Here is a 19,594-nt window from a genome sequence, read left to right as displayed (position 1 = left end):
CGGTCCGGAACGCGGGCACGCTTCGCGGGCGGCACGGGTGCCGCATCCGCCAAGCCCACCCGAGAGGCCCCGGACCGCCGCGCACCGGTCGGTGCGCGGGCCGATGGCAGGTCTTCGGACTCGTGGGCGTCGTTCCCGTTCCTACCGGCCGTGGCTTCCCGGAGGCTTCCAGTGCTTGTGACTACGGCTTTCGTTCCCACTCACCGCTGCGGGGCAGTCCCGGACTCACACCGGGGTTCCCTCTTGCCCCGCCCCGTCGCAACGGGGCGGACCACCAGCACCGCCGAGCGTAGCGGATCATGGGAACGGGTTTCACGATGCGGGAATCACCTCACCGGGTCGGGTGGCGCTGCCGCAGCGTGAGCGGCCGGCGGGTAGTCCTTGAGCGGCACGGTGTCGTGCAGGCTGATGCCGTCGCGGTTGAACCTCGCCAGCGCTCGGGCGAGCGGCATGGGCAGGCGGCTCACCAGCCTGGCCCCGTTGCGCAGGAGCCACACGTCCCGCGGGGTGGCGGGCACGATGCGTTTCGCGGCGGCCCGCGCGGCCGTCCGGCTGCGGCGGACGTAGTCGCCGAGTTCCGCTTCGTACGATGCGAAAGCGCGTTCGTGGTCGCCGTTCGCCGCCGCGAGTTCGCCCGCGAGGGTGTACGCGCCGACGACGGCGAGGCTGGTGCTGCCGCCGACCGCCGGACCGGGGCAGTGGCCCGCGTCGCCGACCAGCGCCACCCGGCCCCGGGACCAGGTGTCCATGCGCAGCTGGGTGACCGAGTCGAAGTAGAACGCGCCGTCGTGGTCCAGCCAGCGCTCGGCCTCGGTCATCCCGGTGAACGCCGAGCGCAGCAACTCCTTCTGACGCACCGCGTCCCGGTAGTGGTAGTCCAGTTTTCCGCTGTGGAACAGGAACACCGCCCGTGCGTCGGGCAGGTTGCGCGCGCTGTACATGGCGGCGATCCGGCCGGGCTCGACGTACGCGGTGGTGTGTTCCGCGCGCTCGAGGCCGCCCGGCAGCGACTGCACCGCCAGGTACGCGCCGATGAAATCCTCGCGCACGTCGCCGAACACCAGTCGACGCACGTTGGAGTGCAGCCCGTCCGCACCGATCACCACGTCGAACCGGCGGGGCGCGCCCCGTTCGAACGTCACCTCGCCGTCGGCCGAGATGGATGTGATCGAGTCGCCGAACACGTACTCGACATCGCCGCGCGTGGCCTCGTAGAAGACGTCGCTCAGGTCGTCGCGCATGATCTCGATGTGCCGGTCGGACACCGCGCTGGACACGCGGCGCAGGTCCACCTCGACCGGCCGGGCGCCGGGGCTCCGGATCGTCATCCGGTCGGTGCCGGTCTTGAGGTCCAGCAGGGCCGGCAGCACGCCCATCCGTTCGGCGATGTCCATCGCGGGCCGGAACAGGTCGACGGCGTGGCCACCGGTCTTGCGCAGTGCCGGCGTCCGTTCGACCACCGTCACCTCGAAGCCGTGCCGGGCCAGCCAGTAGGCCGCCACCGGACCGGCGATGCTAGCGCCGGAGATCAGGATCTTCATGTCACTACCTCCTTACTTACCGGATGGTAAGTGAACGGCCGCGGGTTGCGCAATGCTTACCGACCGTTCAGTCGCTAAGCTGCGGGAATGTCCAGGGTCAAGTCCGACACGAAAGCCCGCGCGCAGGCCATCGCGCGCGAGCTGTTCCTCAAGCAGGGGGTGCAGCGCACCAGTCTCCAGGAGATCGCCGACCGGCTCGGCATCACCAAACCCGCGCTCTACTACCACTTCTCGTCCCGCGAGGACCTGGTGCGCAGCGTCGTCCTGCCGCTGTTCGACGACGGCGAGGAGTTCGTGGCCGAGGCGGAGCGCACCGGTCCGGCACCCCGCGCCCTGCTGGAGGGCTACTTCGACCTCCACCACCGGCACCGGGAGGTGGTGGCGCTGATCGTCCACGAGCTGACCTCGCTGAACGAACTCGGTCTCGTCGACCGGGTGTTCGTGTGGCGGGAGCGGCTGGGCGCGCTGCTGGTCGGGCCGGAGCCGTCGCTCGCCGACGCGGCGAAGGCGACGGTCGCCCTGGGCGGTCTGGCCGACTGCGTGCTGATCTTCCCGAACGCGCCGCGCGACGAGCTGCGCGCGGCCGGGGTGGCTGCCGCTTGCGCCGCGCTCGGCGTGTCGCCCTGACTCGTACGCCGGTCGCGTGGGCCGACCCGCCGCTCACGTGAAGTCCACCGTGGACAGCTCGCCGTCGTGGTGGACGGGCTGATCGCCGGGTAGGCGGACTCACTTCGTCGACCCCGCCAGCACGCCCTGCACGAAGTAGCGCTGGAACGCCAGGAACACCGCCAGCGGCACGATCATGGACAGGAACGCACCGGTCGACAGCAGGTCGATGTTCGTGCCGAACTGCCGCAGCTGCGCCCGCAGCGCCACGGTGATCGGGGCCGAGTCCTGGTCCGCGAAGACGAGTGCCACCAGCAGGTCGTTCCACACCCACAGGAACTGGAAGATGGTCAGCGACGCGATCGCCGGTTTCGCGATGGGCAGCACGACCCGCCGGAAGATCACCCACTCGCGGGCACCGTCCATCCGCGCGGCCTCCACCAGGTCGCGCGGGATGCCCGCGAAGAAGTTGCGCAGCAGGAAGATCGCGAACGGCAGGCCGAACGCCACGTGGAACAGCACCACCCCGGTGATGGTGCCGAACAGGCCAAGCGACCCGAACAGCTTCGCCACCGGGATCAACGCCACCTGGATCGGCATCACCAGCAGCCCCACCACCAACGTGGTCAGCCACAACCGCCCCGGGAACTCGATCCACGCCAGCCCGTACGCCGCCAGCGCCGAGATCACCACCACCAGCACGGTGGACGGCACGGCGATGTACACGGTGTTCAGGAACGACCGCAGCACGGTCGAGTTCCCCACCAGGTCGGCGTAGTTCGACAGCGTCAACGACGTCGGAGCGGTGAAGATCGTCCACCAGCCGGACGCGGTGTTCGAGGCCTCGTCGCGCAACGACGCGATCAGCAGCCCGAACACCGGCACCAGCCAGAACAGCGCGACCAGCGCCAACCCCACCTGCACCACACCGTTGCCCAGCCGCGACACCACGCGGGACAGCACGCCACGGCGGGGCGCGCCGGTCACCGACACCTCGACCACGGTCACGACTGCTCCCGTCGGAATCGCCTGATGTTGAACAGCATCGCCGGGGCCACCAGCAGGAACAGCACCACGGCCAGCGCACTGCCCGCGCCCTGGTCGCCGCCCGTGCCGAAGGACACCTGCCACATCTGGAGGGCCAGCACGTTCGCCTCCTCCTGCACCGAGCCGGGCGCGATGACGAACACCAGCTCGAAGACCTTCAGCACGTTGATCACCAGGGTCACGAACACCACCAGCAGCACCGGCGACAGCAGCGGCACGGTCACCCGGCGGAACACCTGCCACTCGGTCGCGCCGTCCACCCGTGCCGCCTCCAGCGCGTCCCGGGGGATCGCCGCCAGGCCCGCCGCGATGAACGTGATGGCGAACCCGGTCATGATCCAGATCCAGGACGAGATGATCACCGGCGTGATCAGCGACGGTCCCAGCCACGTCAGGCCCCGGAACGGCAGCGCGAAGTTCGACGCGGCCAGCCGCAGCGCGTAGTCGCCCGCCCCCAGGTCCGGGAAGGTGAACCGCCCGTCGTTGCCGGTCGTGGTCCGACCGACCACCCGCCCGTCCCGCACGGCCTCCACCGCGAGACCGGGCACACCGCGTTCGCCCCGGTCCAGCGCACCGGACCGCCCACCGACCGAGACGTCCAGCCACACCACGCCGCGCAGTTCACGCGCGTCCGACGGCGGCAGCGACGCCGAAGACGCCCCGGCCGGGATCTGACCCGGCGCGAAACCGACCAGCGGCACGGTCACCGCCGTGCCGGGCGTGAACGTTTGCGAGCTGGTGAACCCCTCTTCGGCCGCCGTGAACGCAGCGCCGTCGCGCGGCTGTGCGCCGGGGTACGGCGACGGGTCGGAGAACAGGTCGTGCACCCCGACCACGACGGCGTTCACCACGCCCTGGTTCGGGTCCTCCTCGTACACCAGGCGGAAGATGATGCCGGACGCGAACAGCGAGATCGCCATCGGCATGAACAGCACCAGCCGGAACGCCGTCGCCCACCGGATCCGCTCGGTCAGCACCGCGAAGACCAAGCCCAGCCCGGTGACCAAGGCGGGCGCGACCACCACCCAGATCACGTTGTTCTTGAACGCGGTCAGCGTGCGCGGGTCGGTGAACAGGTTCACGTAGTTGCCGACCCCGACGAACGACGCGCCGGACCGGTCGAAGAAGCTGCGCACCAGCGAGTACACCAGCGGGTAGATCACCAGCGCGGCCAGCAGCACCAGCGCGGGCACCAGGAACGGCACCGCCTGGCGCGGCGAACGGCCCGGGGTCGGGTCGACGGCGAGGTTCGGGGAACGCCCCCTGCCGGCCCGGGAGCCGGCAGGGGGTTTCTCGGCGGCGACCGTCACTTCTGGTACGCCTTGGCCGCTTCGGACTCCAGCCGCTGCACGGTGGCCTCGACGTCCGCCGGGTTGGCCAGGAAGTCCTGCAACGCCTTCCACTCGCCCGCGCCCTTCGTGCCGCCGAACGCGGCCGGCGCGAGGTCGGACATGTCGAACCGGACGTTGTCGCCGGCGTCGACCAGCTGCTGGACCAGCTCGCGGGTCACGTCGTCGGGGTAGTCGGCGGCCGGGATGTCCTTGTTGGGCGACAGGAACCCGCCCAGCCGCGCCCACACCCGGCCCGCCTCGGGCGAGGCGAGGAACTTCATCAGCTCGGTGCTCGCCGCGTCGTCCTTGAGCTGCACGGCCACGTCGCCGCCCGCCACGACCGCGTCCTCGCTGCCGCCGATGGACGGGAACTTGAAGAACTTCGCGTCCTCGCCGACCTTCGCCTTGGTGTTGGTGCTGATCACGGACGCCACGAAGTCCGCCTCGAACACCATCGCGGCCTTCGGCGGCTCACCGAACACGTTGATCACCGACTTCGGGAACTCGGTCTGCAGCGCGCCCGCGCCGCCGCCCTCCACCAGCCGGGGGTCGCCGAACAGCTCGGCCAGCGTCTCCAACGCCTTGCGCACCGACGGGTCGGTCCACGGGATCTCGTGCTTGGCCAGCTTGTCGTAGTTGTCCGGGCCGGCCGTGCGCAGGTAGACGTTCTCGAACCAGTCGGTCAGCGTCCAGCCGTCCGCGCCGCCCACCGACACCGCCGCCTGCCCGGTGTCCACGACCGCGCGGCCCACCGCGAGGAAGTCCTCCCAGGTCTTCGGCGGCTCCGCGCCGACCTGGCCGAACGCCTTCTCGCTGTACCAGACCGTGGACTTGTTGGCGGCCTTGAAGTAGACGCCGTACAGCTTGCCCCCGAACGTGCCCAGCTTCTTCCACACGGCCGCGTTGTGGTCGCCGACGAGCTTCTCCACGTCCGGTGACAGCGGGATGAGCGACCCGGCCTGCTGCAGCTGGTCGACCAGGCCCGGCTGGGCGACCAGCGCGACGCTCGGCGGCGTGCCGCCCTGCACCCTGGTCTGCAGCACGGTGGGCAGCTCGTCGCCGGCGGGCGTGTACCGGACCTCCGCCCCGGTCTTGTCCTTGAACGCGCTCAGCACCTGCTCGAACCGCTGCTGCTCGTCACCCGACCAGGTGCCGACCACCTCCACGGTCTGCCCGCTCAGCGCCTTGCCCTCCGGCCCGGCGGTCGTCCCGCCCGAGCACGCGGCCAACGTCCCGATTGCCGCGACCAGTGCGGCGGTCACCTTCAAGCGGCTCATTCCAGCTCTCCTGACGTGGTCCAGACGGACAACCCGGTGTCCGGGTCGAAGAAGTGCAGTCGGGACGTGTCCACCCACGCGGCCACCGGCTGGCCCTCGTAGATGTGCGTCCGGGGGGAGAAGCGGCCGACCAGCACCACGCCGCTGCCCTTGGGCAGGTCCGCGGTGCCGTCGTCCTCGGCCAGCGCCTTCGTGTCGTCGGTGACCACGGGTGCGGCGTCGACCGGGAAGTGCACCAGCACGTCCGAGCCCATCGCCTCCACCAGGTCGGCCACCGAGTGCAGGATGGAGCCCTCCTGGGCGTCCGCGAGCGCCGCGTCCTCCATGTCCTCGGGGCGGATGCCGAGCACCACGTCCCGGCCCGCGTAACCGGCCAGCGCGGGGCGGGCGAGCAGCACGGATTCGGGCAGCAGCAACGCGTCCGAGCCGACGGTGACCCAGTGGTGGCCGTCGTCGTCGCGGTCCAGGCGGGCGGTCACCAGGTTCATGCCGGGCGAGCCGATGAAGCCGGCGACGAACAGGTTCACCGGCCGGTCGTAGAGCTCCTGCGGCGGGCCGACCTGCTGGAGCACGCCGCGCTTCATCACCGCCACCCGGTCGCCGAGGGTCATCGCCTCGGTCTGGTCGTGCGTCACGTAAACCGTGGTGACGCCGAGATCGCGCTGTATCCGGGCGATCTGGGCGCGCATCTGCACGCGCAGCTTCGCATCCAGGTTGGACAGCGGCTCGTCCATCAGGAACGCCTGCGGGGCGCGCACGATCGCCCGCCCCATCGCGACCCGCTGGCGTTGCCCGCCGGACAGGTTGCGCGGTTTCCGCTCCAGGTGCTCGTGCAGTTCCAGCACTTCCGCCACCTCGCGCACCCGCCGGTCGATCTCCTTCTTCGGCAGCTTGCGCAACGTCAACCCGAACGCGATGTTGTCGTACACGTTCAGGTGCGGGTAGAGCGCGTAGGACTGGAACACCATGGCCACGTCCCGGTCCCGCGAGGGCACCTCGTTGACCACCTGGGGGCCGATCCGGATCGACCCCTCGCTCACGCTCTCCAGGCCCGCGATCATGCGCAGCGCCGTGGTCTTGCCGCACCCGGACGGCCCGACCAGCACGAGGAATTCGCCGTCCCGGATCTCCAGGTCGAGGTCGGCGACCGCGCGGGTGCCGTCGACGTAGACTTTGCCGAGACCGCTGAGAACGACTTCCGCCACGCCCACTCCTCGTCGCCGCCGGGCCGGGTCTTCCCGGTGACCGCAGAATTGCGATTCCCGCCGCGGTGTGATCCGCGGCACCCTCGATTTCGGTGGGGCAGACGGTAGTGGCCGGTTCCCTAAGAGACCGTTAAGGGCCAGGCACGATTTCGCTAAGTCGCGACAACCGGTTCACTTCCCGGCGACCGGGTCGTCGGAGGCCCTACCCTCCAGGACATGTCCAAGGTGCTGCTGGTCGAGGACGACCCGGTGGTCCAGGCGGCGCTGGTGCACGCGCTGACCGACCTCGGGCACGACGTGTGCGCGGTCGGCACGGCCGTCGCCGCGCTGCGCGAAGCGGGCACGCGCGAACCCGACCTGGTGATCCTGGACCTGGGGCTGCCCGACCTGGACGGGGTGGCGGCGCTGCGGATGCTGCGCGGCATCAGCGACGTGCCGGTCATCATCGCCACCGCCCGCGGCGGCGAGAGTTCGGTGGTGGGCTCGCTGAACGCGGGCGCGGACGACTACATCGTCAAGCCGTTCTCCGCCGAACACCTGGCGGCCCGGATCAACGCCCTGCTCCGCCGCACCGCCGGCTCGGCCCGCACCGACCACCCGGACCTGGTGACGGTGGGCGAACTGCGGGTGGACCTGGCCCAGCGCCAGGTGTTCCGCGCCGACCAGCCGGTCGCGCTCAGCCGCCGCGAGTTCGACCTGCTGGCCTACCTGGCCCGGCGCCCGAACCGGGTGGTGCCGCGCCGCGAGCTGTTCCAGGCGGTGTGGGGCCAGCCGTACCTGGGCGACGACAAGACCATCGACGTCCACGTGTCGTGGCTGCGCAGCAAGCTGGGGGAGACCGCCGCGAAGCCGCGCCACCTGCACACCGTGCGGGGCGTGGGGTTCAAGCTGGTGGCGCCGGAATGAGACGGCTGCTCACCCGTGCCCTGGTGTGGTCGGCGGCGCTGGTGGGCGTGCTGCTGGTGGTGGGCGCGGGTGCCCTGCTGGTGTGGTCGGCGGCCGACCGCGCGGCGTCGGACGACCGGCACGACGTGACGACGGTGGCCGCCGTGTTGGCCGTGACGAACGACCCGGACGCCGTGCGCGGTGCGCTCGCCCGGACCGCCGCGGGGACGGAGGGCAGGCTGGCCGTCCACCTGCCGGACGGCACGACCATCGGCGTCGGACAAGGCACCGGCCGGTTGACCTCGGTGTCCACTGTGGACGGGTCACGCGCGGCCGTCGAAGTCTCCTCTCCCGCACCGCCCGGTCCCGGCTTGCCGCTCCACCTCACCGTTCTGCTGCTGTCGGCGCTACTGGCCCTCCCGGCCGCCCTGCTGGTCGGTCGGCGGACGTTGGACCCCGTGCTGCGCGCCTTGCGGGTACTGGCCGACACCGCCTCGGAGATCGCCCACCGCGACGGCAACGCCCGCATCCGCGTCACCGGTCCACCCGAGCTGACCGCCCTGGCGACCGCGATCAACGCCGCCGCCGACCGCACCGAACGCCTGCTCGCCAAGGAGAGGGAGATGATCGCCGACGTCTCCCACCGCCTGCGGACCCCGTTGACGGCACTGAGGCTGGACGCGGACGCCATCGGCGAAGGCCCGGTGGCCGACCGCATCCGCAGCGCCGTCACCGCGCTGGGCCACGACGTGGACCGGATCATCGAATCACTGCACCCCGTGTCCACCGCCGCCGCGACCGGCACCTGCGACGTGGCCGAGGTGGTGAAGACCCGCATGGGCTTCTGGTCCGCGCACGCCGAGGACCAAGGCCGCCCGTGCGAGGTCGACCTGCCGTACGAACCGACCCCCGTCCCGCTCGCACCGGACGCCCTGGGCGCGGTGGTCGACGCCCTGCTGGAGAACGTCTTCCGGCACACCCCGCCCCGTTCGGCCCTCACCGTCGCCGTCGTCCGGCACGCGGGCTGGGTCACGCTGGCCGTGGAAGACGGCGGGCCCGGCGTGGTCGACCCGGAACGCGCCCTGCACCGCGGCTCGTCCGGTGGCGGCTCGACCGGCCTGGGGCTGGACATCGCCCGCGCCGCCGCCGAGGCCACCGGAGGCACCATCCACGTCGAACGGGGCAGGCTGGGCGGGGCCCGCATCAGGCTCCGCCTGGGCGAGTCGGACAGCCACCACGAACCCGCCGTCCCCCGCGCCTGGCGGCTGTGGCGCGGCCGGGCCTGACGGCCGGATCCCCACGCCGGTGCGGTCCACTGCCATGCGGTCTGGACCACGTGCAATGTGATCCAGCACACATGACGAGGCGGCCGGTTGACCTATAGCTGTGATCGCCGGCGGGGAGCACGCTGGGGTGAGCCGCAACGTTCTGGGGGCATCCGGGATGTGTCGTCCACACGTCCTACTTCGCCTGCGGTGAGCCGACTCTGCCCATCCGAGGGGAAAAAATCGTGGCAATGCCGTCATTACCCCGGTTACGCCGTTCACCGGTCCGCCGAACGGCCGTCGCACTGCTGGCGGTCGGCGCGCTCTGGGGTGCCGTCGTCGCACCCGCATCGGCTTCTCCCGCGGGAGCCACCTCCGCACCTCAGTCCACTGTGGACAAAGCGGTTCCGTCTCCGGACGCGCCGGTCAGCGGGAAGCCGGTGCCGGCGCTGCGCGGTGAGGCCGCCAGAGCGGCAGCCGGTCCGCTGGTGAGCGAGCAGTTCAAGAAGCTGGGCGAGTCCCGTCACGGCGACCGGGCCGGCACCGACCAGCCGGTCCGCACCGACCAGGCGACCGCCCCCGGCCAGCCGGCGCGCGCGGCGAGCCTCCCGCCGTGGTCCGGGGCGCTGCACGCCGCCTGGGGCGCGTTCCCGAACGTCGCCTCCGACGGCGCGCAGGCGACGCACACCATCGACCCCGGCATCTCCATCCCGCCCGGCAACCCCGACGTGGTGTACGCCCCCACGCTCGACCCGAGCGGGAAGACCTGCATCGAGGTGACCACGTTCTACTGGCAGGGCGGCAACGGGGTCGGCGCCTGGGACTGGTGCGCGGCCTCGCCCGGGTTCGCCGCGGTGGCCTGGATCGACGCGAGTTTCCAGAGCACCTACGTCACCACGCACCTGGGTCCGCCCGCCTACACCGTGCAGGACGTGCAGACCGACCCGGTGACCAACTCCTGGACCGCCTACCTCTACAACTACTCCACGGGGTACTGGGACGCGTTGTTCACCAGCGCCGACCCGGCGAAGCTGGTCAACCCGCACGGCGGCTGGAGCATGTTCGAGGTCTACACCGAGTACAACTCGGCCACAGGTGAGGGCTACTACTGCACGGAGACCGCCGGCAGCTCGTTCGCCGCAGCCGGCATCCAGATCAAGGTCGGCGGCACCTGGACCCTGCTGACCACGAGCAACTCGTCGGTGGTGCCGCCGGGCAGCGTGTCCAGCGCCAGTCTTGGCTGCACGGGTCTGTCGTTCTCGTTGCCATCGGCGAACGACTACTGGCAGGTGGACAACTGACAGGCCGTCAGGCCGGATGAAGTCGGCTGTGGCGCCCGCCGCCGTGCGGGCGCCACAGCGCACGGGGATGTGCAGCGCGGTAGCTCAGCCGAGCACGACCGGCAGGGGCACGAACCGGCCCCATCGCGGACCGCGGTCGTCAGCCGGCTCGTCCACCGCCCACCCGTCCGGGCACAGGTCCGAAGTCGACGCGGCCCAGGAAGCGGGCGGCGAGGAATGACGTCGGGCCGTGCTGGGAGGCGAAGGTGAAAGTAGGCGGCGCTCGCGAAGCGTGCCTGGTCGAACACCGCCCTGCCGGTGAACTCCGCGTCGGTGAAGTCGGCGGTGCTCGCGAAGTGTGCCTGGCCGAACGCCACCCTGCCGGTGAACTTCGCGGGACGCTTCGTCGAACCGCGCTTCCCGGGCGACCGTCAACCCGGAGAAGCCCGTCGACCCGGTGAACGTCGCGCCGGTGAACGCGGCGGTGCGGACGGCACACCCGGACAGTTCGAAGTCGATCAGCGCCGCGTCGGTCAGGTCCAGGTCGAACCCGCCGGGGGTACTCGACCTCCGCCCAGTACGTGCGCGCCGGCCCGCGCCGACTAGCCCGCGCCGACTAGCCCGCACCGACAGCGCGTGCCGAATAGTCCGCACCGACCGGCCCGCGCCGACCAGCCGACCCCGATCAAGCCGCGCCGACCGGCCCCGCGACGACGTCGCCGGATCCGGGGACGGCCGACGCGCGGGGCGGTGGAACCGGCCCTATCGTCCACTCGGGAGGTTCCGCATGGTCGACCGGGCCGAGATCAAGCCAGCCGCGCGCAACGCCGTCATCGCCGTGATCATGCTCGGGATGCTGCTGGCCGCGCTGGACCAGACGATCGTGGCCACCGCGCTGCCGACCATCGTCAGCGACCTGGGCGGCGGCGGGCACCTGTCCTGGGTGGTGACCTCCTACCTGCTGGCCGAGACCATCATGACGGCCCTGGTCGGCAAGTTCGGCGACCTCTACGGCCGCAAGCCCGCGTTCCTCGCCAGCGTCGCGCTGTTCATGGCGGGCTCGTTCCTGTGCGGCTGGGCGGACTCCATGACGTGGCTGATCGCGGCACGGGCGGTGCAGGGCCTGGGCGCGGGCGGCCTGATGGTCACGTCGAGCGCGGTGATCGCCGACGTGGTGCCGCTGTCCGAGCGCGGCAAGTACCAGGGCGTCATCGGCGCGCTGTTCGGCGTCTCCACCGTGATCGGCCCGCTGCTGGGCGGTCTGTTCGTGGACCACCTGAGCTGGCGCTGGGCGTTCTACGTCAACCTGCCGCTGGGCGTGGTCGTCCTGGTGGTCGGCGCGCTGGCGTTGCCCGGGGTGCGCACCGCGGGCAGACCCCGCATCGACTACCCGGGCATCCTGCTCATCGGCTTGGCCGCGACCGGGCTCACGCTGGTCACCAGCTGGGGCGGTGTCGAGTACGACTGGACGTCCCCGACCATCCTGTGGATGGCGGCGGGCTCGGTGGTGGCGCTGGCGCTGTTCGTCCGGGTCGAGCAGCGGGCGGCGGAGCCCATGCTGCCGATGCGGCTGTTCCGCAGTCCGGTGTTCGCCGTGTGCAGCGTGCTCAGCTTCGTGGTCGGGTTCGCGATGCTGGGCGGCGTCACGTTCCTGCCCACCTACCTGCAGTACGTGCACGGCGCGTCCGCCACCCGATCCGGCCTGGAGATGCTGCCACTGGTGATCGGCCTGCTGATCGCGTCCGTCGTCACCGGCAACGTGATCGGCAAAACCGGCCGCTACCGCGTGTTCCCCCTCGTGGGCAGCACCCTCATGGTCGCCGGCATGTTGCTGCTGTCCCTCCTGGACGAGAACACCGCGTTCTGGCAGGCGTCCTCGTACATGCTCGTGCTGGGGCTCGGTGTGGGCATGTGCATGCCGGTGCCCGTCGTGGTCGTGCAGAGCACCAGCAGCTACGAGGACCTCGGCGTGGCCACCTCGGGCGTGAGCTTCCTGCGCACCCTGGGCAGCTCCTTCGGCGTGGCGATCTTCGGCACCATCTACGCGGGCAACCTGCCGGACAACCTGGCCGACGCCATCCCGCCGGGCGTGGACCCGCGCGCGGCGTCGAACGTCCAAGCCCTGCACGCCCTGCCGGACCAGCTCAAAGCCCCGATCATCGCCGCCTACGCGGACACCCTCCAGGGCGTCTTCCTGGCCGCCGCGCCGGTGGCCGCCGTCGCGTTCGTCGTCGCCCTGTTCCTCCGCGAGGTGCCACTGCGTGACACCGCCCGTGCGGCGGCGTCCGGCAACAACGGCGTGGGGGAGAGCTTCGCCGTACCGCAGTCCACCGCGTCCAGCCAGGAGCTGGAGAAGTTGATCGCCCTGATCGTGCGCAAGGAGGACCGCGACCCCACACCGCAGGTGCTCGCCGCGTCCGGCCTCCCGCTCAGCCACGCGCAGGCCTGGCTGGTGGTCAAGGTGTTCCGGCAGAGCGTCCGCGACGGCGACGCGACCCTGCAACGCCTGGCCGACGAGACCCAGGTCCCAGCCGGGATGTTCGAACCGGTCGCCCGCCAGCTCATGGCCAAGGGCCTGCTGACCGAGGCTGACGACCACTACCGCTTCACCCCGGAGGGCACCGAGGCCTTCACCCGCCTGGTCGCCTCGTGGCGGAACTGGCTGCGCGCCAAGCTCGTCGACTGGGACTGCGACGACCGCGAGTTCACCGAAGCCGTGGACCGGGTGGCCGCCGAACTGGTCACCACCGGCCGCGCCCTGGCCGACCGCCGACCGACACGGGTCTGACCGCCCGGGAACGGCCTGCGGCCCGCACACCGCTTTCGCACGGGACCGGGTTTCCGGCCCACGCACCATGATCGAGCTCCGGCTCGGTGAACGCGGCCGGCGGACGGACGTGCCACGGCCGCCGGGCAGCCGACGGCCCCGCCGGGGCGAACCCGGCGGGGCCGTCGGACTAGCGGCGGACTGTCCGGCGGTGTCCGAGCAGCATCAACACGGCGCAGATGAGCACCACGTTCTTCAGCACGAACTCGCCGTTCGCGGTCAGCAGCAACGGGTTGCCGTCCGACCACGACAGGGTGGGCGCGTTGACGAACACGAGGAACGTGCCCGCCAGGTGCCCGGCCACCGCGATGAGCGCGAGCCTTCTCGGGTGGCCGATCATCAGCGCGACCCCGAGCACGATCTCCACCACGCCCAGGACCGGCATCAGCAGGCCCTCGGACACGAACGGCACGGTGGCGTGCACCAGGTCGGCCACCGGCGACTCGCCGATCGCCTTGAGCAGACCGAACCACACGAACACCAGTCCGATCGAGACCCGCAGGGCGGTCGGCGCGTACTGCCTGAGCCGCTGTTCCAGCCGGTCCCACCACGGCGGCGGATCCGGTTTGATCTCCTCGACCCCGTAGTTCCTCGTCGTGGACATCTCAGTCACCCAACGGGTTGAGCAGGTCGGCCTTGCCCTCGAACGCGAACAGCAGCAGGTCGGTCATCCGGAACGTGTCGGTGTCCGGCCCGAACACCGGCCGCCACGACGGCTCCCGCACGATCGAGGTGCGCGAGGCCTCCATCGCCCGGTGGAACACCTCGGCCACGATCCGGCCACCGACCCGTCCCAGCAGGCCGTTGTTGAACTCGGCCTCGCGCAGGATGTAGAACCACAGCGGCGTGTCCGCCACGACCGACGCCTTCTGCTCGTCGGTCAGCGAGTCCAGCGCCACGCCGCCGTTGCCGGCGAGGATCTGCTCCGCGGTGAGCGCCTCCTCGTTGAACAGCGAGGCGATCTGCTGACCACTGGCCAGCTTCACCATGTTCGCCCGGGTCAGGTTGCGGAACGCCAGGTTGCGGTGGATCTCCGGGAACGTCGTCCCGCGCCCGTCGAACGTGCCCGCCGGCAGCAGCGTCAGCGGGTTGACCAGCAGCGTGTCGATCTTCTTGGTGACGTTGCCGCCGCCCGTACCGGGCACCAGGTCGGGCCGGTCGGCCTCGGTGAAGTCGTACAGCCTGCGGAAGTCCGCGATCCAGTTGCTCGGCAGCCGCTCGGTGCCGCCGACGTTCGGGTCGTCCTGGTTCGTGCCGGGCTGGAAGTTGCCGCTGGTCCCGGTGAAGATGAACAGCAGGTCGAGGGTGGCGATGCCGCCCTCGCCGCCCCCGCTGTTGAACACCCGGTTCCACTGGTAGGCGCTCCGGATCATGCTGTGCCCCAACCGGTACGCCGCCACCGAGAACTCCAGCGGCATGGTCGCCTCCTGCGACGTGCCCTGGCCGGTCTCGAAGAACCGCCGGCCGTTGGCGAACACGTCGTCCACGATCGCCGGGTCGACGATGCGCGGCAGGTGGTCGGTGCGCAGCATCCACTGGTAGTGGCGGACGACCTGCTCCCGGGCCGCGTGGAACAGCCGCTGCCCGGTCAGCCCGGTCAGCGCCAGCTCGTCGACCACCCGGTTGTGGAACCGGATGAACGCCAGGTGGGTCTGGGCGACCACCAGGTTCTCGTCGTTGCGGGCGTCCGGGATGAGCGGGCGCCGCCGGTCGGCCCCGGTGACCCCGGAACCCGCGCGCGGCAGGTCGAACCCGTCGAGCTCGACCTCGGTGAGGTCCGCCGGGAACGGCGGCTTCGACGTCCGGCCCATCTTGAGCTTGACCTGGTCGTCCGCGTAGAACACCCGGTCGGTCGGGTCGAGCGGGCCCCGGCCGTAGACCGAGTCCAGGTCGAGCGCGGGCGACCGGCCCTGCACCAGGTCGTCCAGGTTGACGTCCGAGCCCAGCTGCGACTCGGTGCGGTCCATGGTCAGGTCGTGGTCCACGAACTGACCGAGGTAGGTGAAGCCGGCCGGGATGGCCGGGTCCGCGGAGTCCGCCTGCGGTACGTCCGCGGTGACCGCGGTGGCCAGCGCGATCCGGACGTCCTCGGGTACCTGCACACCCTCCGGTCCCAGTCGGGAGAACCGGAAGCGGCGCAGCTCCTCGATGGTCAGCGGGCGCCGGGCGTTCGGGGCCCCGTTCCCGTCGAACTCCAGCACCCCCTCGCCGACGACGAAGAAACTATCCGTGCCGTGGTGTTTCACTTTGTTCGTCTCCCCCGTGGTCGTTCCGGAGATCCCCATCCCCGGAGGAGGTCGGCACGCCCCCTGCGCACCGCCCTCACCAGACAAGTGTCGACCGCCATTCGGTGGATACACCCGAATGCGTTCGCGCGGCGAATTCTCAGGATTGAGCGTCCGCTCAGTCGGGGGTGCCCGGATGGGCGAGCGCGCTCGGAGCGGGCAGCGCGGCTGCGGTGACCAGCACCGAACGGCGGGTGGGCGCGGGGCCGCGAAGATCGGCCCGGGTTCTGGGTTGGAATAGGATCACGGGCCGATCCGCCGCTTCACAGGTTCGTGGTGAACCAGCCGACGATCATCTCCACGGTGTCCGCCAGACCTTCCCTGTTGATCTCGTGCCCGATTCCGGGATGCAATTCCAAGCGGACCGGCTTGCCGAGTTCGCGCAGCCGCCGGTACATCTGCTCGGATTCCTCCGGGTCGACCCTGGTGTCGTTCTCGCCGTGCATGAGCAGCACCGGGGCCTGGACGCGGTGGGCGTGGCCGAGCGGGCTGCGCTCGACGAGCCGGGCCCGGTCCGCCGGGTCGTCGGGGTCGCCGATCCACTCCGCGGTCCGCCTGCGCCACGTCGGCGGCCCGTTCCGGATGTCGCTGAGCAGGTCGGACGTCCCGCACTCGCTGACCGCCGCCCGCCACAGGTGGGGCAGCCTGGTGACGCACGACAGCGCGGCGAAACCGCCGTAGGACGCGCCGTGCACGCCGAGGCGCGTCCCGTCGGCCCAGTCGACGTCCTCGAGCAGCGCGGCGGTGGCCGCCAGGTCCTCCAGGTCGCCGCCGCCCCAGTCGCGGTAGACCGTCCTCTGGTAGCGCAGGCCGTAGCCCGAGGAGCCCCGGAAGTTGGGCGCGATCACGCCGATCCCGTGGGCCAGCAACGACTGCACCATCGGGTAGTACTCCGGATAGGCCTGTGATTCCGGTCCGCCGTGCACCGTCATCACCACCGGCACGGGGTCGTCGGCGCTCGCCGAGGGCGGCCGGTAGAGCAGGCAGGGCACGCGGAGCCCGTCGGCGCTCGTCGCGTGCACGACGGTCGGCGCGACCAGGTCGTCCGGCAGGCCCGCGCCGAAGTCGGTCAGCCGCTTCGCCGTGCCCGCGTCGAGGTCCGCCAGGTACAGCTCGGTCGCCGCGTTCCCTTGCGCCAGTTGCACGAGCAGCTCGCCGCTGTGGGTGAAGTGCAGCGCGTGGCCGCCGTAGCCGAACTCGCAGATCGCCAGGCCGCGGGGGAGTCCGGTGACCTCGCGGGGTTCGCCGCGCAGCTCCCGCGGGTTGCCGCCGATCTCGGCCCAGAGCAGCCGGGTGTAGCCGTCCTCGTTGCGGCCCCAGGCGATCCGCGTCCCGTCGCGGGACAGCGCGCCACCCTCCACATCGGACTCCGGGGTGTCCAGCCACGTCAGCTCGCCGTCCAACGACAGCGTTGCCAGACCGGTGAAGTCACGGCCCTGCGTGGTGCACAGGTAGATCCCGGACGAGTCGGGCAGCCACGCGACCGGTTCGTACTTCGCCGGGCCGTCGAACCGGGTCAGCTGCCGCACGGTGTCGGTGGCCAGGTCCACGGCGAACAGCTCGTGGTCGGTGTTCTGGTGCAGCTTCAGCACCAGCAGCACCCGCGAGTCGGGGGAGAAGCCCAGCGGGAGGTAGCGGTCGTCACCGCGCAGCACGATCCGGGAGCCGTTCGCGTCCCGCACCAGCACGTCGAAGACCTCGTGGTCACGGGCGTTGCTCGCGTACGCGAGCAGCGTTCCGTTCGCGTTGTAGGGGTCGCCGGTGCCGCCGTACGGGACACCGATCTCGCAGCGCACGCCCGGCTCGGCGACCAGCCACCGCACCTCACCGGTCGCCGGGTCCAGTTCGCCCAGCCGGTGGTCCTCGCCGCCGTCCGGGTCGGTCAGCACCAGCAGCCGGGCGCCGTCCGGTCGCCACACGCACCGCCGCACCGACCCCGGTACCGGCAGGCACCGGCCGTCCAACCACGGCTGAGGCCGGCCCGTCGCGTCGCTGATCCACACGACCCGGCCGTCCGGTCCGGGCTCGGCGCCGTAGACCCACTCGAAGTCGGTCAGCGTCACCGCCCCACCTCCGCGATCGCCCGCTGCACGGTCGCGGCGGCCACGACGCCCCGGCGGAACCAGTCCAGCACCAGGTTCTCGTTCGGCGCGTGGTTGCACTCGTCCACGTTGGCGAACGGCACGCCGTAGCAAGGCACGCCCAGCTCGTCGCTGAACGCGGCGATCGGCAGGCTGCCGCCCAACGCGGGCAGCAGCAGCGGCTCCTCGCCCAGACCCGTGGCCGCACCGCGCAGCACGGCGTCCGTCCACGGTGTCTCGGGCAGCGTCCGGGACGGTGACATCGCACCGCCGGGCACGAACTCGACGTCCGGCGCGTGCCGCTCCAGGTGCGCGCGGATGGCCGCGAACACGGCGTCCACCCGCTGCCCGCCGACCAGCCGCATGTCGCACTTCGCGACCGCCACGTTCGGCACCACGGTCCGGTGCTCGCCACCGTCTTCGCAGGTCAACGAGTTGATGCTGAAGGTGGGGCCGGTGAGCCGCTGGTAGAACCCGGGCCCGCTCGGCGGCTCCATGCCGGCCGCCCCGATGCCCGCCAGCACCGCGGGCACGTCCACCGGCAGCTTGGCCAGCGCCTCCCGCTCGCCGGGGCTCAGCGGCACCACGTCGTCGTCGAACCCGTCGATCAGCACCCGGCCCTGCGGGTCGCGCATCGTGCCCAGCACGTGCACCAGCCGCCACGCGGGATTCGGCGCGACACCGCCCCAGTTCCCCGAGTGCAGCACGCCGGACGCGCCCCTGACCCGCAGTTCGAACGTGACGATGCCGCGCACCCCGAGCACCACCGACGCCCGCCCGGACTCGTGCACGGGGCCGTCGCTCCACACCACGAGGTCCGGTTTCTCCAGCTGCCGCACGGCTTTCGCCAGGTTCGGGCTGCCGATCTCCTCCTCGCCGTCGAGCAGCACCGTCACCCGGCACGGCAACCCGCCGGTGATGTCGCGCAGCGCCCGCAGCCCGAGCAGCTGGGCCAGGTGCTGGCCCTTGTTGTCACCGGTGCCGCGCCCGTAGATCCGGCCGTCCCGGAAGTCCGGTTCGAACGGTGGCGTCACCCACTCGTGCAACGGTCCGGCCGGCTGCACGTCGTAGTGGCCGTAGATCAGCACGTGCGGCGAGTCGGGAGGGCCCGGTGCGGTGCCGACCAGCGCGGGCCAGCCGCCGGTCTCCACCACCTGGGGCGTCAGACCACTGCGCCGCAACAGCTCCAAGCCGTGCGCGGCGGCCTCCGCCATGCCTTCGCCGGTGCGGCTCACACTGGGCTGGGAGATCCACGCGGCCAGTTCGGCCAGCAGCCGCGGCTCGCCCTCCGTCACCCAGTCGCGGACCTGTTCCGCCAAATCCATCGTCGCTCCCCAGGGCGTTCGGGACTGATTTCAAAAGTTGCAATCGATGTCAGTGAACCAAATCACTGTGCTGCCCGGCAAGGTCCGGGTGGGCTAGCCTCTTGCGGTGCCCGCAGACCAATCCCCGCGAACCGCGTCGGTGGAGGAGCTCAAGGCGTTGGCGCACCCGCTGCGCTGGCGCATCCTGCGCCTGTGCCTGGACCGCGCGTGGACCAACCAGGAGCTGGCCGAGCGCCTGGAGGTGGCACCCGCGACCGTCCTGCGCCACATCCGGGCGCTGGTCGAGACCGACTTCCTGGCGCCCGAACCGGTGCGGACCGGGGCGAAGGGCGCGTTGGAGCGGCCCTACCGCACGACCGGTCGCACCTGGCGGTTGGGGTTGATCGACGTCGAGGGTGTCGGCCTGGTGCAGCAGGTGGACCTGGCGATGCTGGCGGCGCACCGGGCCGAGATCCTGGAAGCCGGGCCGGAGTCGGGGCGTGACGTGTCGCGCGGGGTGCTGAGGTTGACCCCGGCTTCGCAAGGGGAGTTGAAGGCGCGGTTGGCGGAGCTGATCAACGAGTTCCTGGATCGGGACGAGCCGGAGGGTGAGGCGTTGAGCTACCTCTGGTCGCTGGTCGCCCGTCCTGGTCGGTAGCG

The 19,594-nt window shown here is 71.3% G+C and carries 15 protein-coding genes, 1 pseudogene and 1 riboswitch; of the genes and pseudogenes, 6 read left to right on the top strand and 10 right to left on the bottom strand.

Annotated elements, in window-relative coordinates; all coding sequences use genetic code 11:
• Positions 1-88 precede the first annotated feature (88 nt).
• Positions 89-292, bottom strand: a riboswitch (cobalamin riboswitch).
• 34 nt (positions 293-326) lie between these two features.
• Positions 327-1,541 (bottom strand): FAD-dependent monooxygenase, encoded by a 1,215-nt coding sequence (locus FHS29_RS33260; protein ID WP_184698077.1) that lies wholly within the window; start codon positions 1,539-1,541, stop codon positions 327-329.
• A gap of 87 nt (positions 1,542-1,628) precedes the next feature.
• Here FHS29_RS33260 and FHS29_RS33255 point away from each other — a divergent pair, with 87 nt between their 5' ends.
• Positions 1,629-2,168, top strand: a complete 540-nt coding sequence (locus FHS29_RS33255; protein WP_184698074.1) for a TetR/AcrR family transcriptional regulator — start codon at positions 1,629-1,631, stop codon at positions 2,166-2,168.
• 99 nt (positions 2,169-2,267) lie between these two features.
• Here FHS29_RS33255 and FHS29_RS33250 read toward each other — a convergent pair whose 3' ends face one another.
• From FHS29_RS33250 to FHS29_RS33235, 4 genes are read right to left on the bottom strand one after another with little or no spacing between them, the layout of a single operon-like run.
• Entirely contained in the window at positions 2,268-3,155 is an 888-nt protein-coding gene (locus FHS29_RS33250) for a carbohydrate ABC transporter permease (RefSeq protein WP_312865208.1), read from the bottom strand.
• Entirely contained in the window at positions 3,152-4,504 is a 1,353-nt protein-coding gene (locus FHS29_RS33245) for an ABC transporter permease (protein ID WP_184698069.1), read from the bottom strand. Before FHS29_RS33245 ends, FHS29_RS33250 begins: the two co-directional genes overlap by 4 nt.
• Positions 4,501-5,802, bottom strand: coding sequence for an ABC transporter substrate-binding protein (locus tag FHS29_RS33240; protein WP_184698066.1), 1,302 nt, complete (start codon positions 5,800-5,802; stop codon positions 4,501-4,503). Before FHS29_RS33240 ends, FHS29_RS33245 begins: the two co-directional genes overlap by 4 nt.
• Positions 5,799-7,007, bottom strand: coding sequence for an ABC transporter ATP-binding protein (locus FHS29_RS33235; protein WP_184698063.1), 1,209 nt, complete (start codon positions 7,005-7,007; stop codon positions 5,799-5,801). Before FHS29_RS33235 ends, FHS29_RS33240 begins: the two co-directional genes overlap by 4 nt.
• Positions 7,008-7,223: 216 nt before the next feature.
• On the opposite strand from FHS29_RS33235, the gene FHS29_RS33230 reads away from it, so the two are divergent.
• From FHS29_RS33230 to FHS29_RS33220, 3 genes are all read left to right on the top strand, one after another.
• Positions 7,224-7,913 carry a response regulator transcription factor gene (locus FHS29_RS33230; RefSeq protein WP_184698060.1) on the top strand — a complete coding sequence of 230 codons (690 nt, stop codon included), beginning with the start codon at positions 7,224-7,226 and terminating at the stop codon, positions 7,911-7,913.
• The gene (locus FHS29_RS33225; protein WP_184698057.1) at positions 7,910-9,178 is read left to right on the top strand and encodes a sensor histidine kinase; all 1,269 of its coding nucleotides are present in this window, start codon (positions 7,910-7,912) and stop codon (positions 9,176-9,178) included. Before FHS29_RS33230 ends, FHS29_RS33225 begins: the two co-directional genes overlap by 4 nt.
• Positions 9,179-9,645: 467 nt before the next feature.
• A complete protein-coding gene (locus tag FHS29_RS33220; RefSeq protein WP_221457062.1) occupies positions 9,646-10,458 on the top strand; it encodes a carbohydrate-binding protein in 813 nt (270 codons plus the stop codon).
• Here the strand turns inward: FHS29_RS33220 and FHS29_RS38550 are convergent.
• Positions 10,437-10,820 (bottom strand): annotated as a pseudogene (locus FHS29_RS38550) (hypothetical protein); the annotation flags it as partial. The gene FHS29_RS33220 and the pseudogene FHS29_RS38550 sit on opposite strands and share 22 nt — an antisense overlap.
• A gap of 404 nt (positions 10,821-11,224) precedes the next feature.
• On the opposite strand from FHS29_RS38550, the gene FHS29_RS33215 reads away from it, so the two are divergent.
• Positions 11,225-13,225 carry an MDR family MFS transporter gene (locus FHS29_RS33215; RefSeq protein WP_184698051.1) on the top strand — a complete coding sequence of 667 codons (2,001 nt, stop codon included), beginning with the start codon at positions 11,225-11,227 and terminating at the stop codon, positions 13,223-13,225.
• A 169-nt stretch (positions 13,226-13,394) separates the two neighbouring features.
• Here FHS29_RS33215 and FHS29_RS33210 read toward each other — a convergent pair whose 3' ends face one another.
• From FHS29_RS33210 to FHS29_RS33195, 4 genes are all read right to left on the bottom strand, one after another.
• On the bottom strand, positions 13,395-13,868 hold the full coding sequence (locus tag FHS29_RS33210; protein ID WP_184698048.1) for a DoxX family protein: 474 nt from the start codon (positions 13,866-13,868) through the stop codon (positions 13,395-13,397).
• 1 nt (position 13,869) lies between these two features.
• Positions 13,870-15,510, bottom strand: coding sequence for a peroxidase family protein (locus tag FHS29_RS33205; RefSeq protein WP_184698045.1), 1,641 nt, complete (start codon positions 15,508-15,510; stop codon positions 13,870-13,872).
• A 302-nt stretch (positions 15,511-15,812) separates the two neighbouring features.
• A complete protein-coding gene (locus FHS29_RS33200; RefSeq protein ID WP_184698042.1) occupies positions 15,813-17,612 on the bottom strand; it encodes a S9 family peptidase in 1,800 nt (599 codons plus the stop codon).
• Positions 17,609-18,955, bottom strand: a complete 1,347-nt coding sequence (locus FHS29_RS33195) for a M20/M25/M40 family metallo-hydrolase (protein WP_184698039.1) — start codon at positions 18,953-18,955, stop codon at positions 17,609-17,611. The genes FHS29_RS33200 and FHS29_RS33195 overlap by 4 nt, the downstream gene beginning before the upstream one ends.
• 106 nt (positions 18,956-19,061) lie before the next feature.
• On the opposite strand from FHS29_RS33195, the gene FHS29_RS33190 reads away from it, so the two are divergent.
• Positions 19,062-19,592: an ArsR/SmtB family transcription factor gene (locus tag FHS29_RS33190; RefSeq protein WP_184698036.1), complete on the top strand. Its 531-nt coding sequence runs from the start codon at positions 19,062-19,064 to the stop codon at positions 19,590-19,592.
• Positions 19,593-19,594 lie beyond the last annotated feature (2 nt).

The organism is Saccharothrix tamanrassetensis (assembly GCF_014203665.1).
Lineage (GTDB): Bacteria > Actinomycetota > Actinomycetes > Mycobacteriales > Pseudonocardiaceae > Actinosynnema > Actinosynnema tamanrassetense.
The sequence above is the reverse complement of the archived record's forward strand: the minus strand, read 5'-3'. Positions and strand labels throughout refer to the sequence as shown.

Bases quoted from the DNA above. Each gene is read 5' to 3' on its own strand.
- FHS29_RS33260 (WP_184698077.1), bottom strand. From the start codon at position 1,541: ATGAAGATCCTGATCTCCGGCGCTAGCATCGCCGGTCCGGTGGCGGCC.
- FHS29_RS33225 (WP_184698057.1), top strand. From the start codon at position 7,910: ATGAGACGGCTGCTCACCCGTGCCCTGGTGTGGTCGGCGGCGCTGGTG.
- FHS29_RS33210 (WP_184698048.1), bottom strand. From the start codon at position 13,868: ATGTCCACGACGAGGAACTACGGGGTCGAGGAGATCAAACCGGATCCG.
- FHS29_RS33215 (WP_184698051.1), top strand. From the start codon at position 11,225: ATGGTCGACCGGGCCGAGATCAAGCCAGCCGCGCGCAACGCCGTCATC.
- FHS29_RS33255 (WP_184698074.1), top strand. From the start codon at position 1,629: ATGTCCAGGGTCAAGTCCGACACGAAAGCCCGCGCGCAGGCCATCGCG.
- FHS29_RS33230 (WP_184698060.1), top strand. From the start codon at position 7,224: ATGTCCAAGGTGCTGCTGGTCGAGGACGACCCGGTGGTCCAGGCGGCG.
- FHS29_RS33240 (WP_184698066.1), bottom strand. From the start codon at position 5,802: ATGAGCCGCTTGAAGGTGACCGCCGCACTGGTCGCGGCAATCGGGACG.
- FHS29_RS33195 (WP_184698039.1), bottom strand. From the start codon at position 18,955: ATGGATTTGGCGGAACAGGTCCGCGACTGGGTGACGGAGGGCGAGCCG.